Source organism: Plantactinospora sp. DSM 117369 (assembly GCF_053764795.1).
Genome location: NZ_CM132446.1, coordinates 7,451,987 through 7,466,045, shown reverse-complemented (window position 1 = coordinate 7,466,045; position 14,059 = coordinate 7,451,987). Strand labels below are relative to the sequence as shown.

The window sequence follows — 14,059 nt, the reverse complement described above, 5'->3', positions numbered from 1 at the left end:
CGATGCGGGCGGCCGGTCAGCGAGTGCACTCCAGCAGCACCCATGCCTCGTACCCGCCGGGCCAGGTGTAACTGTCGATCACTTCGCAGTCGGTGAAACCGGCGTCCCGGGCCCTGCCCAGGGCCTGGCCGTATGCCCAGTGATAGGCCAGCCCCATGCTGCTGTAGCCCTCACCACGGAACTGCCTGGTCTCGACGGCGCTCGCCACCGTACCGGTGCCCAACACGACGATGGATGCGGTGAGTAGTGCAGAGGTGACTATCCGGATAAGCATTGCATCAGGATAAGCGGATATCGATGCGACTGCATGTGGAGGCGTTCGGCGCTGGTTCATGTCGTCTGCCGCACGCGTCTGGGCGCGATGTCCGCCGTGTCCGAATCTGGCCCAAGATCAACTCGGTCCCGGCATGGCCGGTGGAATATTGGTGGGCTGCCGGTCGTTACATCTCACGTACGGCCGAGTACCACCGCCTGTGAGCTGGGCTGGTGGTCGGGTCTCCGGGAATGATCCGGGGCCGCCGGTCGTTACATATGGTGTTCGCCCGAGTACCAGCATCCCCCCCGCAGGTGCCCGGGCGTTCTGCTGTCCCTTGGAGACCGGCGTGAGCGTGTGTCTCGGGACGAGTTTTCCAATGACACCCCGGATGCCTCCGGTGGGTGTTGTTCCCCCGATTGGAAGGTGGACCATCATGAACACGACTCTGTTCAGCCGATGGCTCCCGGCCGTCGAGCAGACTTCTCTGGTTCGTAGGACCGCTCTGGGTGTGGCTGGTCTGGCGTTTGTTGGTGGCGCTGTCGCTGGCCCGGCGGTGGCCGCGCAGGCTGCTGCGGAGCATGCCGGGTCGCCGGTGTCGCAGTCGGTGATGCAGGCCGACAAGGGCGACAAGGGCAAGAGCGACAAGGGTGACAAGGGCAAGGATCGTAAGAGTGAGGGTAAGCCGTCGCGGGATCGGTTGGTGCCGCGTGGTGTGCAGGGTGAGCAGTCGAGGATTGCGGTGTCGGGTGAGCAGTCCGACAACGTGCGGGCGATTGTGAAGGCGACGAAGAAGGCTGGTCTGGACGAGCGTGCCGCGGTGATCGCGGTGGGTACGTCGCTGCAGGAGTCGAAGTTGGAGAACCTGGGTCATCTGGGTGATCGCAACGATCATGACTCGCTGGGGCTGTTCCAGCAGCGTCCGTCGTCGGGTTGGGGTTCGCCGGATCAGATCACGGATCCGGAGTACTCGACGACCGCGTTCCTGAAGGGTCTGAAGCAGGTTGATGGTTGGCATGATCTGCCGTTGACGGTGGCGGCGCAGAAGGTGCAGGTGTCGGCGTACCCGGACGCGTACGCGCAGTGGGAGGACCAGGCTGCTGACCTGGTCGCCAACGCCTGGAACAACAGCTAACCGAACAAGCAAGCGACGCATCCGCTGGCCGGGTCCCCGCCACCGGGGACCCGGCCAGCAGCGTCTCCGGATCAGGAACGGATCACGCGGCGGCGGCGTGATCCGGCTCCGGCAGGTGGCGCAGCTTCGGTATCGCGGTCGGCAGCACCCAGAGCAGCCCGGCGAGCGCCCCGACGGTGGCGATCCAGAGCGTCGGGCGTACCCCGAGGACCGCGCCCAGGTTGCCACCCAGCGCGGCGCCGATCGGCCGGATCCCGTAGTTGACGGTCCGCTTCGCGCCGGTGACCCGGGCCAGCAGCATCTCCGGGATGACCGCCGTCTGTAGCGAGCCGACGGTGATGTCCAGCATCATCACGCCGAGCCCGCAGAGGAACTCCGCGACGAAGAGCGCGGCCAGTACCGCCGGGGTCGGCCCGCCGGCCAGCGGCACCAGCACCAGCGGAGCCGGAAAGAGCACGAAGCTGACCAGCACGGTCCGGCCGATGCCGAGCCGGCGGACGAGTCGACCGGTGACCGCCGCGCCGAGCAGCGCGCCGACCGAGCCGGCTCCGATCACCAGCCCGAGCATGCCGGGGGAGAGCCCCAGTTCGGTGCTGGCGTAGAGCACGAACAGCGCGGTGAACATGTAGTTGAAGAGGTTCAGCGTGGTGGTGCCGAGCAGCAGCGAGCGGAGGATCGGGGAGCGGACGACGAACCGGAGTCCCTGCCTGATGCCGAGCACGACGCCGCCGTCCGAGGACGGCTCCGTCGGTCGGGTCGGCCCGATCCGGGCCAGGAAGAGCGCGGAGACCAGGTACGTCACCGCGTCGACGAGCAGTGCGACAGGTGCGGTGAGGGTCTGCACCAGGATTCCGCCCGCGCTCGGCCCGGCGACGTACGACATCGCCCGGCTGCCGTTGGTCAGCGCGGCCGCGTCGACGTAGTCCTTCCGGGGCACCAGCGAGACGAAGAGGGTGCTGTGCGCGACCTCGAAGAGCACCGCCAGGGTGCCGGTCAGGAAGGCGACCACGTAGAGTTGGCCGAGGGAGAGCACCCCGAACAGGTACGCCACCGGCACGGCGGCGAGCAGCACCGCCCGGCCGAGGTCGGCGAGGATCATCACCCGGCGCTTCTCCGGGTAGCGGTCGATCCAGGCGCCGAGGAGCAGCGAGAAGAGCAGGTTCGGGATCAGTGCGGCGGCGGTGAGGTAGCCCATCTCGGCCGGGCCGGCCCCGGTGCCGAGCACCGCCAGCAGGGGCAGGGCGAGCACGGAGATCTGGTCGCCGAAGAGTGACACGGTCTGGGCTGACCAGTACCGCCGGAACGGTGCCTGGCGCAGCAGCTCCGGCACCCAGCGCCGGCGGCGTTCGACCGCGGGCGGGGTCAGCGTGCCGGTCATCGCCCCGGCTCCCCGGTCGAGGCGGAAGCTCGCTCTGCGGCAGCCCGTGGCGTCGGCGGCTCGGTGGGTACGACCAGTTGGATGAGCCCGATCGCGCGGGAGCCCTCGGGCCGGGTCGACGGGTCGGTCATCCGTTCGTTGTACTCGGCGAGCAGGGCTTCGATCCGGCGGGTCAGTTCGGCCAGTTCCGCCGCGGTGACGTGCACGAGCGCGTCGCCGAAGCCGAGCACCGCCCGCCAGTCCGCCGGCTCGTACGGCCGCTGTGCCAGGTGGGCCCGGGCCCGGGCGACGTAGTGGTCCAGGACCATCGCGTTGAGGTGGTTGGCCGCCGCCCGGGCCTCCGGATCGTCGGAGAGGTCGTCCCAGGAGGTGCTGAGCGCGGTCGCCTGCCAGGGCCGTTCCCGGGCGTCGGCGCCCTCGGACCGCTCCGCGAGGCCGTACTTGGCGAGCTGGCGCAGGTGGTAGGAGCAGTTCGGCACGCTCTCGTCGAGCCGCTCGGCGGCCTGGGTCGCGGTCAGCGGCCCCTCCCGGCGGAGCAGCCCGAGCAGGGCCATCCGGAGCGGGTGCGCGTACCCCCGGAGGGCCCGGGGGTCGGTGAGTCGGATCTCGGACCTGGGTGGCGGCGGCATACCCTAAAGATAACTCTAGAAAGGTTCCTTTAGCAATCGCGAACGGCAATCCGGCTGGGCCGCCGGCCCGGGAGATTCCGACGGCCGGGTAGATTACGTCTCCAACCTCGTCGGGTGGTCGACCCTCGCCGAACCCGCATCCGGGCGGCGTACCGTCGATCCGGCAGGCGGGTACGGCTGGGGGTGGAGCGTGAGCGAGACTCGGCTGGCGACCGACGAGTCGCCGACGGGCGCGAAAGACCAGAGCAGGGAGTACGAGACGGAACAGGCACCGGACGGGGGGCAGCCGGCGCGGACCCGGTCCGAGGCGGAACCGGCGGAGCCGACCCGCTCGGACACCACCCTGGTGGTGGTCACCGGGGTCTCCGGCGGTGGCCGCAGCACCGTTGCCCGGGCACTGGAGAACGTCGGCTTCTACGTGGTGGACAACCTGCCGCAGGCGCTCATGCTCGACATGGCCGAGCTGGCGTTCCAGGCCGGTGGGGCGGCCCGGAAAACCGCGATGGTGCTCGACGTGCGCAGCCGGGCATTCTCCACCGACCTGGCCGGGGCGATCCGGGCACTCAAGGAACGCGGCTTCCAGCCCCGGGTGGTCTTCGTGGACGCCGACGACGAGGTGCTGATCCGGCGCTTCGAGAGCGTCCGGCGCTCGCACCCGCTGCAGGGCGACGGGCGGCTCGCCGACGGCATCGCGGTCGAGCGCGGCCTGCTGGAGGAGGCCCGCGACCAGGCCGACGTGATCATCGACACCTCCCATCTGAACGTGAACCAGCTCCGCAGCCGGGTCGAGGAGCTGTTCGGCGGCGAGGACGCCCGCCGGCTCCGGGTGACCGTGCTCTCCTTCGGCTTCAAGTACGGCCTCCCGCCGGACGCCGACTTCGTGCTGGACGCCCGCTTCCTGCCCAACCCGTACTGGGTGCCGGAGCTGCGCGAGCACACCGGCCGGGAGGAGGACGTCAGCCGGTACGTGCTCGGTCAGCACGGCGCGGTGACCTTCGTCGAGACGTACGCCCGGTTGATCAACGCGACCGCGCCCGGCTTCGAGCGGGAGGGGAAGCGCTACCTGACCGTGGCGGTCGGCTGCACCGGCGGCAAGCACCGCAGCGTGGCGATCGCCGAGGAACTCGCGGCCCGGCTGCGCCAGGCCCGGCTCTCGGCCACGCCGCACCATCGTGACCTGGGGCGCGAGTGAACCTTTCTCCACCTGAACCGCGCGGCGCGCACCCCCCGATGTCCACCCGCGGTCACGACGGACCGCAAGCGGGGGAGGAAAGAGGTTCAGTGAAGCTGCGGGTGGTCGCGTTCGGCGGCGGGCACGGCCTGTCGGCGTCGCTGCGGGCGCTGCGCCGCTGCGCGCCGGAGCTGGACCTCGACATCACCGCCGTGGTGACGGTCGGCGACGACGGCGGCTCCAGCGGACGGCTGCGCCTCGAACGCGGCGCGCTACCCCCCGGCGACCTGCGGCAGGCGCTCGCCGCGCTGGCCGCGGACGAGCCCGGGACCCGGCGCAGCGCCGCGCTGTTCCAGCACCGGTTCGCCGGCGGCGGCCCGCGTCCCGACCCGCTGGCCGGGCATGCGGTCGGCAACCTGGTGCTCTGCGGGCTGATGGAGCTGCTCGGCGACCCGGTGGCCGCGCTCGACCACGCCGCCGCGATGCTCGGCGCGGTCGGCCGGGTGCTGCCGATGGCCTGCCAGCCGGTCGGCATCGAGGCCCGGGTGCGCGGCGCCGACCCGCGCCGGCCGAGTGCCGTGCAGACGATACGCGGACAGCACGCGGTGGCGGTCACCGACGGCCGGGTCGAGTCGGTCCGGCTCACCCCGGAGGGGCCGAGCGCCTGCCCGCAGGCGGTGGCGGCGGTCCGCGAGGCCGACTGGCTGATCTTCGGCCCGGGAAGCTGGTACACCAGCGTCATCCCGCACCTGCTGGTGCCGGAGCTGGCCGCGGCGATGGTGGCGAGCCGGGCCCGCCGACTGGTCACGCTGAACCTCGCCAACGAGGCGGAGACGCTCGGCCTCTCCCTCGCCGACCACCTGGCCGCGCTCGGCTGGTACCTGCCCGGGCTCACCGTCGACGTGGTGCTGGCGGACGGAAAGGCGGTGGGTGACCCCGAACCGGTGCATCGTGCGGCAGAATCGCTGGGTGCGCGGCTCGTGCTCGCCCCGGTGGCCGTACCGGACGGCGGGCCCCAGCACGATCCGGCAGCGCTGGGCGCCGCGCTGGTGCCTCTCCTGGGCGCCGATCGTTAAGCACCTACGAATCAACAACCAAGCACCTACGAATCACCGGCACCCGCCGGGACCGGCCCACGAGGTGACGACAAGATGGCGATGACGGCTGCGGTCAAGGACGAGCTGAGTCGGGTCGACGTGCCCAAGCCCTGCTGCCGGCGGGCGGAGATGGCCGCCCTGCTGCGCTTCGCGGGCGGACTGCACATCGTCTCCGGACGGGTGGTGGTCGAGGCGGAACTCGACACCGGCGCGGTGGCCCGTCGGCTGCGCCGGGAGATCGCCGAGGTCTACGGATATCCGAGCGAGATCCACGTACTCGCCTCCGGCGGGCTGCGCAAGGGCAGCCACTACATCGTCCGGGTGGTCAAGGACGGCGAGGCGCTGGCCCGGCAGACCGGGCTGCTCGACGTACGCGGCCGGCCGGTACGCGGGCTGCCCCCGCACGTGGTGGCGGCGAACGTCTGCTGCGCGGTCTCGGCCTGGCGGGGTGCCTTCATGGCGCACGGTTCGCTGACCGAGCCGGGCCGCTCCTGCGCGCTGGAGATCACCTGCCCCGGCCCGGAGACGGCGCTCGCGCTGGTCGGCGCGGCCCGCCGGATCGGCATCACCGCCAAGTACCGCGAGGTGCGCGGGGTGGACCGGGTGGTGGTCAAGGACGGCGACGCGATCGCCGCGCTGCTGACCCGGATCGGCGCACACTCCAGCGTGCTCTCCTGGGAGGAGCGCCGGGTACGCCGCGAGGTGCGGGCCACCGCCAACCGGCTGGCCAACTTCGACGACGCCAACCTGCGCCGCTCGGCCCGGGCCGCCGTCGCCGCCGCCGCCCGGGTCACCCGGGCCCTGGAGATCCTCGCCGAGGACGCCCCGAACCACCTCACCTCGGCCGGCCGGTTGCGGCTGGAGCACCGGCAGGCATCCCTAGAGGAACTGGGTGCCCTGGCCGACCCGCCGCTGACCAAGGACGCGATCGCCGGGCGGATCCGCCGGCTGCTGGCGCTGGCCGACAAGCGGGCCCGTGACCTGGGCATCCCCGACACCGAAGCGGCGGTCACCCCGGACATGCTGGCGGTCTGACGTTCCCGGCGCGCTCCTCGCACCCCCGCCGGTGAAGTCGATTGGCCGGATTGTGCCCCGACGCAACGCGGAGCGGCGCGCTCGGATAAGGTCGCAGCGTACGGCGATGGGGCCGGTACCGGCCTTCTCCGCCGTGCTGACCGCCCAGAGGTCGCGGTGAGACGGCCGGGGTGACATCCAGCGGCCGGCTCCAGCGGTCGGCGCGCCCACCTTCGCCGCGCGCTCCAACCGGCGGTGAACCGAAACACAAGGAGATGGACCCAGTGACCATCCGGGTTGGCATCAACGGATTCGGCCGGATCGGCCGCAACTTCTTCCGCGCGGTGCTCGCGTCGGGCGCCGACGTCGAGGTGGTCGGCGCCAACGACCTGACCGACAACGCCACGCTGGCGCACCTGGTCAAGTACGACAGCATCCTCGGCCGGCTGCCGCAGGAGGTCAAGGCGAGCGCCGACGAGATCAGCGTCGGCGGGCACACCATGAAGGTCTTCGCCGAGAAGGACCCGAGCAAGCTGCCCTGGGGCGACCTCGGTGCCGACGTCGTGATCGAGTCGACCGGCTTCTTCACCGACGCCACCAAGGCGAAGGCGCACATCGACGGTGGGGCCAAGAAGGTCATCATCTCGGCGCCGGCCAAGAACGAGGACGTCACGGTCGTCATGGGGGTCAACCACCAGATGTACGACCCGGCGAAGCACAACATCATCTCCAACGCCTCGTGCACCACCAACTGCCTGGCGCCGATGGCGAAGGTGCTGCAGGACACGGTGGGCATCGAGAAGGGGCTGATGACCACCATCCACGCGTACACCCAGGACCAGAACCTCCAGGACGGCCCGCACAAGGACCTCCGCCGGGCCCGCGCCGCCGCGCTGAACATCGTGCCGACCTCGACCGGTGCCGCCAAGGCGATCGGCCTGGTGCTGCCCGACCTCAAGGGCAAGCTGGACGGCTTCGCGCTGCGGGTGCCGATCCCGACCGGCTCGGCCACCGACCTGACCATCGACGCCGGCCGGGACACCTCGGTCGAGGAGATCAACGCCGCGATGAAGGCCGCCGCCGAGGGGCCGCTGAAGGGCCTCCTCACCTACACCGAGGACGAGATCGTCTCCGCCGACATCGTCACCGACCCGGCCTCGTGCATCTTCGACTCCGGCCTGACCAAGGTGATCGGCAACCAGGTCAAGGTCGTCGGCTGGTACGACAACGAGTGGGGCTACTCGAACCGCCTGGTCGACCTCGTGAAGCTGGTCGGTGCGGGGCTGTGACCATTCGCAACCTCGACGATCTGCTCGCCGAGGGGGTCTCGGGCCGGCGAGTACTGGTGCGCGCCGACCTGAACGTGCCCCTCGACAAGGAGACCGGCGCCATCGCCGACGACGGCCGGATCCGGGCCGTACTGCCGACGCTGACCGCGCTGCGGGACGCCGGGGCCGCCCTCGTCGTCTGCTCGCACCTGGGCCGTCCCAAGGGCGCGCCCGACCCGAAATACAGCCTCGCCCCGGTCGCGGCCCGGCTCGGTGAGCTGCTCGGCACCGAGGTCGCGTTCGCCACCGACACGGTCGGCGAGTCCGCCCGCAAGGCGGTCGAGGAGCTCGGTGCCGGCCAGGTCGCGCTGCTGGAGAACCTGCGGTTCAACCCGGGTGAGACCAGCAAGGACGAGGCGGAGCGGGGCGCCTTCGCCGACCAGCTCGCCGCGTTCGCCGAGGCGTACGTCGACGACGCGTTCGGCGCCGTGCACCGCAAGCACGCCAGCGTCTACGACGTACCGGCCCGGCTGCCGCACTTCGCCGGCCAGCTCGTGCTCCGCGAGGTCGAGGTGCTGGCCCGGCTGCGGCACGAGCCGGACCGCCCCTACGTGGTGGTGCTCGGCGGCTCCAAGGTCTCCGACAAGCTCGCCGTGATCGAGGCGCTGCTGCCGACCGTCGACCGGTTGCTGATCGGCGGCGGCATGTGCTTCACCTTTCTGCGTGCCCAGGGGCACGAGGTGGGCAAGTCGCTGCTCGAGGAGGAGATGCTCGACACCTGCCGGGACCTGCTGGAGCGGGGCGCCGACCGGATCGTGCTCCCGGTCGACGTGGTGGCGGCGACCGAGTTCAGCGCCGACGCCGCGTACGACACCGTGCCGGTGAACGCGATCCCGGCCGACCGGCTCGGCCTGGACATCGGCCCCCGCACGGTCGCCGAGTTCGCCGACATGGCCGGTACGGCCCGGATGGTGTTCTGGAACGGCCCGATGGGCGTCTTCGAGCTGGCCCCGTTCGCCGCCGGTACCCGGGGGGTGGCCGAGGCGATCACCTCCGTGAAGGGCTTCACCGTGGTCGGTGGCGGTGACTCCGCCGCGGCCGTCCGCGCGCTGGGCCTGGACGAGTCGTCGTTCGGGCACATCTCGACCGGCGGGGGAGCCTCGCTGGAATACCTGGAGGGCAAGGCCCTCCCCGGCATCGTCGCTCTGGAGCATTAGTGGCCACCCCTGCGCCCACCCGCCGCCCCCTGATGGCCGGCAACTGGAAGATGAACCTCAACCACCGGGAAGCCAACCTGCTGATCCAGAAGCTCGCCGCGAGCCTCAACGAGAAGCAGTTGACCGACGTGGAGACGGTGGTGCTGCCGCCGTACACCGACCTGCGGACGGTGCAGACCCTGGTCGACGGCGACAAGCTGCTGATCGGGTACGGCGCGCAGGACCTCTCGCCGCACAAGGGCGGGGCGTACACCGGGGAGATCTCCGGTGCGCTGCTGACCGCGCTGGGCTGCACCTACGTGGTCGTCGGGCACTCCGAGCGGCGGACGTACCACCACGAGGACGACGCTCTGGTCAACGCCAAGGTGAAGGCGGCGCTGGCCAACGAGTTGACCCCGATCGTCTGCGTCGGCGAGGGCCTGGACATCCGCGAGCAGGACGGGCAGGTGGCGTACGTGCGCGGCCAGCTCGACGGGTCGCTGGCCGGGCTGACCGCCGAGCAGGTGGCCAAGCTCGTCGTCGCGTACGAGCCGGTCTGGGCGATCGGTACTGGCAAGACCGCGACTCCGGAGAACGCCCAGGAGGTCTGCGGCGCGATCCGGCAGCGGATCGCCGAGGTGCACGGTCCGGAGACCGCCAGCCAGGTCCGGGTGCTCTACGGCGGGTCGGTGAAGGCGGCCAACATCGCCGCGATCATGGCGCAGCCCGACGTAGACGGCGCGCTGGTCGGCGGGGCGAGCCTGGACGCCGAGGAGTTCGTGCAGATCTGCCGGTTCCCGGAGCACATCGCCCGCTGACGGTCGCTATCCTTGACGAGCCCCGCGTAGCTGAGAGGACTGACCCCTACCATGCCGATCTGGTTCGCATACACGTTGATCGTGTTGCTGGTGATCACGAGCGTGCTGCTCACCTTGCTGATCCTGCTGCACCGGGGCAAGGGCGGCGGGATGTCGAGCATGTTCGGCGGAGGGGTCAGCTCCAGCCTGGCCGGCTCCTCGGTGGCCGAGAAGAACCTCGACCGATACACCGTTCTGGTGGGTCTTGTCTGGTTCGCCTGCATCGTCGGGCTGGGTCTCTGGCTGCGTCTCGCCGAGACGACCTGACAACCAGGGCGTACAAACTGCGCGCGGTCCGCTAACGTGGGCCGCGCGCAGTTTGTCATACCCCCAGGGGCCCCCTCTGACGAACGGAGCGAGCAGTCGTGCCCAGTGGCAGTGCCATCCGTGGCAGCCGAGTCGGTGCCGGCCCAGCCAGGCCGACCGAGCGATGCGAACCGGCCCCCCGCCGTCCGGTCACCTACTGGTGCGGCAGCGGGCACATGCAGGAGATCCTGCTGGCGGCCGAGGCCGAGATTCCGGAGACCTGGGACTGCCCGCACTGCGGGCAGCCAGCCGGGCAGGACGTGCACAATCCGCCCGGACGGCCGCGGACGGAGCCGTACAAGTCGCATCTGGCGTACGTGAAGGAGCGGCGTAGTGAGGCGGACGCCGAGGCGATTCTCGCCGAGGCGCTGGCCGCACTGCGGGCCCGGCGAGGTGAAGCCTGACCGAGCCCCGGGCCGGTGACACCGGGCGACCGTGGCTGGCGGCAACCCCGTCGATTCAGCGGAGGCTGCGGAACGTGGGCTTCACCTCGGCTGCGGCCGCCCGGTCCAGCAGCCACCGCGTCCGCTGCACCCCGGCGACTCCGGCCGCCGGCACCTGCACCGGCCCGGCACCGCTCAGCGCCATGCCGACCGCCCGGGCCTTGCCGCTGCCGCTGGCGATCAGCCAGACGTCCTCGGCGGTGTTGATGGCACCCCGGGTCAGGGTGATCCGCACCGGGGGAGGCTTGGGGCTGCCCCGCACCGCGCTCACCGGCCGGTTCTCGTAGGCGACCGGATGCTCGGGGAAGAGCGAGGCGACGTGGCCGTCCTCGCCCACCCCGAGCATCAGCACGTCGAAGTAGGGCAGGGTGGCCGTACCCGGGCCAGCGGCCGCGGTGAGTTCGGCCGCGTACCGGGCCGCCGCCGCCTCCGGGTCGGCACCGTCCGGCCCGTCCGAGGCGGGCATCGGGTGCACCCGGAGCTGCGGCAGCGCGTCGAGCAGCGCCTCCCGGGCCTGGGTCTCGTTCCGCTCCGGGTGCCCGGCCGGCAGGAACCGTTCGTCACCCCACCAGACGTCGACCCGGGACCAGTCGACCGCGTCCCGGGCCGGCAGCTCGCGTACCGCCCGGTGGACCGCTGCCGCGATCCGGCCGCCGGTCAGCACCACGCTCGCCTCGCCCCGTTCCGCCTGGGCGTCGATGATCCTGACCAGCAGCCGGGCCGCGACCGCCTGCGCGAGTAGCTCGGGGTCGGCGTGCACCACCACCGTGGTTTCGGTCACGCCACGCCCTGGGGCTGCTTCGACGGGTCCTTCCAGATGTGCACCCGCTGGGCCGGCCGGCGGTCCAGCCCGGCCACCCCGGCGGCGGCGCCCAGCGCCTCGGCGTAGATCTGGTCCGGGTCGAGCCGACGCAACTCCTCGGCGAGTTCGTCGCCGAGCGGGCGGCGCACCAGCGGCAGTTGCCGGTCGGCCTGCCCGGTACGCCGGAACGTCGCCTGGTTGTTGTCCCGGGTCAGCACCAGCTCGTCGCCGTTGGCGCAGCGCAGCTCCACCGAGCGCATCCGGGGGAACTCGCTGGTGTGCTCCCAGTGCGGGTGCAGCCCTAGCCGGGACTTCAACCAGCCGATCATCAGTGCCGCGGTCGGGTCGGTGTGCGGGGCGACCACGGTGGCCGAGGTGACCGGGTTGCCCTCGGTGGCGTCGAACGCCCCGGCGACCAGGGTGCGCCACGGGGTGATCCGGGTCCACGCCAGGTCGGTGTCGCCGGGCGCGTAGTCCCGGGCTCGCTGCCGCAGCGCCTCCACCGGATCGGTGGTCTGCGCGCAGTCGGTGATCCGGCGGTCCGCCACCACCCCGAGGAAGTCGTTGGCGATCTCGGCCGGCGGTTCGCCGTGCCACCAGGTCACCACCGGCACGTCCGGCACCAGCAGCGGCATCACCACCGACTCGGCGTGCAGGGCGAGCCGGCCGTACATTCGGGTCACCACCGCCTCGCCGGGACCGAGCCGGCCGCCGACCACGATCTCGGCGTCGAGCCGGTTGCGGTCGCGTTCGATGTCGGAGCGGACCACCACCACCATCCGGCACGGGTGGGCGGCCGAGGCGATGGTGACCGCCGCCTCGGCCTCCCGGACCCGCGGCTCGTCGACGACGACGATCAGGGTCAGCGCCATGCCGCTGGCAACTCCGCCGGCGCTGCGCCGCTCGGCGGCCAGGGCCTTAACCACCTCGTTACCGGTGGTGTCCCACAAGCCGATCAACGATGCCTCCTGGTTGTTGTCGCGATCCTCGGCAGGTCACGCCCGCCGCCACGCCCGGTCCTCCCGGGCGAGCAGCTCGTCCGCCGCCCGGGGACCCCACTCACCGGCCCGGTACGGCTCCGGCTTGACGCCCTCCCAGGCCTCCTCCAGCGGGTCGATCACCTGCCAGCTCTGCTCGACCTCGGCGGCGTCCGGGAAGAGGGTCCGGTCACCGATCAGCACGTCCAGCACCAGCCGCTCGTACGCCTCGGGGCTGGACTCGGTGAACGCCTCGCCGTACTGGAAGTCCATTGCGATGTCCCGGACCTCCATGGTGGTGCCGGGGACCTTGGAGCCGAACTTCAGCACCACGCCCTCGTCCGGCTGGACCCGGATCACGAGCTGGTTGTTGCCGAGCATCTCCATGTCGGCCGGGTTGAACGGCAGGTGCGGCGCCTTCTTGAACATGATGGCGACCTCGGTCACCCGGCGCGGCAGCCGCTTGCCGGCCCGGATGTAGAACGGCACCCCGGCCCAGCGCCGGTTCTGGATGCCGAGCCGGACCGCCACGTACGTCTCGGTGGTCGAGTCGGGGGGCACGCCCTCCTCGTCGAGGTAGCCGACCGCCCGCTTACCGGCCACCCAGCCGGGCAGGTATTGCCCACGCACGGTGCCGGCGTGCACGTCAACCGGCAGGGTGATCGCGCGCAGCACCTTCAGCTTCTCGGCCCGGATCTCGCTGGCGTCGAAGCTTGTCGGCTCCTCCATCGCCACCAGGGCGAGCAGTTGCAGGAGGTGGTTCTGCAGCACGTCCCGGGCGGTACCGGTCGCGTCGTAGAAGCCGGCCCGGGTGCCGATCCCGACGTCCTCGGCCATGGTGATCTGCACCGAGTCGACGTACTTGGAGTTCCACAGCGGCTCGAAGAGACTGTTGGCGAAGCGCAGGGCGAGGATGTTCTGGACGGTTTCCTTGCCCAGGTAGTGGTCGATCCGGAACACGTCGTCCCGGGTGAAGACGTCGTCGACCAGGTCGTTGAGCGCCTTTGCCGAGGGCAGGTCGTGCCCGAACGGCTTCTCCACCACCACCCGCCGCCAACCGCCGCACTTGTCGTTGTCGGCCATGCCGGTTCGGGCGAGCTGCTTGAGCACGGTCGGGAACGCCGCCGGCGGGATGGAGAAGTAGAAGGCGGCGTTGCCGCCGATCCCGTGGCTGTCCCGCAGCTCGTCCAGAGTGGCTTCGAGCTGGTCGAACGCGGCGTCGTCGTCGAACGCGCCGCCGACGAACTTGATGTTGCCGGCCAGCCGGCCCCAGACCTCGTCCCGCCACGGTGTCCGGGCGTGCGCCTGGGCGGCGTCCCGAGCCATCGACTCGAAGTCGCCGTCGCCCCAGTCGCGCCGGGCGAACCCGAGGACCACGAAGCCCGGTGGCAGCAGCCCCCGGTTGGCCAGGTCGTAGACCGCCGGAAGCAGTTTCTTGCGGGCCAGGTCCCCGGTGACGCCGAAGATCACCAGTGCGCACGGCTCCGGGATCCGCGGCAACCGCCGGTCCTGCGGGTCGCGCAGCGGATTCAC

General features: G+C 71.3%; 15 protein-coding genes. 9 read left to right on the top strand and 6 right to left on the bottom strand.

Annotated elements, in window-relative coordinates; all coding sequences use genetic code 11:
- Positions 1–16: 16 nt before the first annotated feature.
- Complete coding sequence (locus tag ACSMXO_RS31590) at positions 17–274, bottom strand: hypothetical protein (protein ID WP_455414942.1); 258 nt, start codon at positions 272–274, stop codon at positions 17–19.
- A 415-nt stretch (positions 275–689) separates the two neighbouring features.
- On the opposite strand from ACSMXO_RS31590, the gene ACSMXO_RS31585 reads away from it, so the two are divergent.
- Positions 690–1,388, top strand: a complete 699-nt coding sequence (locus ACSMXO_RS31585) for a hypothetical protein (RefSeq protein WP_455414941.1) — start codon at positions 690–692, stop codon at positions 1,386–1,388.
- A gap of 82 nt (positions 1,389–1,470) precedes the next feature.
- Here the strand turns inward: ACSMXO_RS31585 and ACSMXO_RS31580 are convergent, their stop codons facing one another.
- Entirely contained in the window at positions 1,471–2,766 is a 1,296-nt protein-coding gene (locus ACSMXO_RS31580) for an MFS transporter (protein ID WP_455414940.1), read from the bottom strand.
- Positions 2,763–3,395: a winged helix-turn-helix domain-containing protein gene (locus ACSMXO_RS31575; protein WP_455414939.1), complete on the bottom strand. Its 633-nt coding sequence runs from the start codon at positions 3,393–3,395 to the stop codon at positions 2,763–2,765. Before ACSMXO_RS31575 ends, ACSMXO_RS31580 begins: the two co-directional genes overlap by 4 nt.
- A gap of 343 nt (positions 3,396–3,738) precedes the next feature.
- Here ACSMXO_RS31575 and rapZ point away from each other — a divergent pair, with 343 nt between their 5' ends.
- The 8 genes from rapZ to ACSMXO_RS31535 all read left to right on the top strand — a co-directional run bounded on the left by rapZ (position 3,739) and on the right by ACSMXO_RS31535 (position 10,708).
- Positions 3,739–4,587: an RNase adapter RapZ gene (gene rapZ / locus ACSMXO_RS31570; protein ID WP_346259022.1), complete on the top strand. Its 849-nt coding sequence runs from the start codon at positions 3,739–3,741 to the stop codon at positions 4,585–4,587.
- A 38-nt stretch (positions 4,588–4,625) separates the two neighbouring features.
- The gene (locus ACSMXO_RS31565; protein WP_455414938.1) at positions 4,626–5,642 is read left to right on the top strand and encodes a gluconeogenesis factor YvcK family protein; all 1,017 of its coding nucleotides are present in this window, start codon (positions 4,626–4,628) and stop codon (positions 5,640–5,642) included.
- Positions 5,643–5,717: 75 nt separating this feature from the next.
- Positions 5,718–6,698: a DNA-binding protein WhiA gene (whiA, locus tag ACSMXO_RS31560; RefSeq protein WP_107263068.1), complete on the top strand. Its 981-nt coding sequence runs from the start codon at positions 5,718–5,720 to the stop codon at positions 6,696–6,698.
- A 263-nt stretch (positions 6,699–6,961) separates the two neighbouring features.
- Positions 6,962–7,966 (top strand): type I glyceraldehyde-3-phosphate dehydrogenase, encoded by a 1,005-nt coding sequence (gene gap, locus ACSMXO_RS31555; RefSeq protein WP_346259000.1) that lies wholly within the window; start codon positions 6,962–6,964, stop codon positions 7,964–7,966.
- Positions 7,963–9,162, top strand: coding sequence for a phosphoglycerate kinase (locus tag ACSMXO_RS31550; protein ID WP_455414937.1), 1,200 nt, complete (start codon positions 7,963–7,965; stop codon positions 9,160–9,162). The genes gap and ACSMXO_RS31550 overlap by 4 nt, the downstream gene beginning before the upstream one ends.
- A 32-nt stretch (positions 9,163–9,194) precedes the next feature.
- Positions 9,195–9,959, top strand: a complete 765-nt coding sequence (tpiA, locus tag ACSMXO_RS31545) for a triose-phosphate isomerase (protein WP_346259021.1) — start codon at positions 9,195–9,197, stop codon at positions 9,957–9,959.
- A gap of 51 nt (positions 9,960–10,010) precedes the next feature.
- Positions 10,011–10,265 (top strand): preprotein translocase subunit SecG, encoded by a 255-nt coding sequence (gene secG, locus ACSMXO_RS31540; protein ID WP_101367013.1) that lies wholly within the window; start codon positions 10,011–10,013, stop codon positions 10,263–10,265.
- Between the two features lie 98 nt (positions 10,266–10,363).
- Positions 10,364–10,708 carry an RNA polymerase-binding protein RbpA gene (locus ACSMXO_RS31535; RefSeq protein WP_346258998.1) on the top strand — a complete coding sequence of 115 codons (345 nt, stop codon included), beginning with the start codon at positions 10,364–10,366 and terminating at the stop codon, positions 10,706–10,708.
- Between the two features lie 55 nt (positions 10,709–10,763).
- On the opposite strand, the gene pgl is transcribed toward ACSMXO_RS31535, so the two are convergent.
- From pgl to zwf, 3 genes are read right to left on the bottom strand one after another with little or no spacing between them, the layout of a single operon-like run.
- Positions 10,764–11,528 (bottom strand): 6-phosphogluconolactonase, encoded by a 765-nt coding sequence (gene pgl / locus ACSMXO_RS31530; RefSeq protein WP_346258997.1) that lies wholly within the window; start codon positions 11,526–11,528, stop codon positions 10,764–10,766.
- The gene (locus tag ACSMXO_RS31525; RefSeq protein ID WP_346258996.1) at positions 11,525–12,508 is read right to left on the bottom strand and encodes a glucose-6-phosphate dehydrogenase assembly protein OpcA; all 984 of its coding nucleotides are present in this window, start codon (positions 12,506–12,508) and stop codon (positions 11,525–11,527) included. The genes pgl and ACSMXO_RS31525 overlap by 4 nt, the downstream gene beginning before the upstream one ends.
- Positions 12,509–12,544: 36 nt before the next feature.
- Positions 12,545–14,059 (bottom strand): glucose-6-phosphate dehydrogenase, encoded by a 1,515-nt coding sequence (zwf, locus tag ACSMXO_RS31520; RefSeq protein WP_455414936.1) that lies wholly within the window; start codon positions 14,057–14,059, stop codon positions 12,545–12,547.

Bases quoted from the DNA above. Each gene is read 5' to 3' on its own strand.
- ACSMXO_RS31590 (WP_455414942.1), bottom strand. From the start codon at position 274: ATGCTTATCCGGATAGTCACCTCTGCACTACTCACCGCATCCATCGTC.
- ACSMXO_RS31585 (WP_455414941.1), top strand. From the start codon at position 690: ATGAACACGACTCTGTTCAGCCGATGGCTCCCGGCCGTCGAGCAGACT.
- ACSMXO_RS31580 (WP_455414940.1), bottom strand. From the start codon at position 2,766: ATGACCGGCACGCTGACCCCGCCCGCGGTCGAACGCCGCCGGCGCTGG.
- ACSMXO_RS31575 (WP_455414939.1), bottom strand. From the start codon at position 3,395: ATGCCGCCGCCACCCAGGTCCGAGATCCGACTCACCGACCCCCGGGCC.
- ACSMXO_RS31565 (WP_455414938.1), top strand. From the start codon at position 4,626: ATGTCCACCCGCGGTCACGACGGACCGCAAGCGGGGGAGGAAAGAGGT.
- whiA (WP_107263068.1), top strand. From the start codon at position 5,718: ATGGCGATGACGGCTGCGGTCAAGGACGAGCTGAGTCGGGTCGACGTG.
- tpiA (WP_346259021.1), top strand. From the start codon at position 9,195: ATGGCCGGCAACTGGAAGATGAACCTCAACCACCGGGAAGCCAACCTG.
- secG (WP_101367013.1), top strand. From the start codon at position 10,011: ATGCCGATCTGGTTCGCATACACGTTGATCGTGTTGCTGGTGATCACG.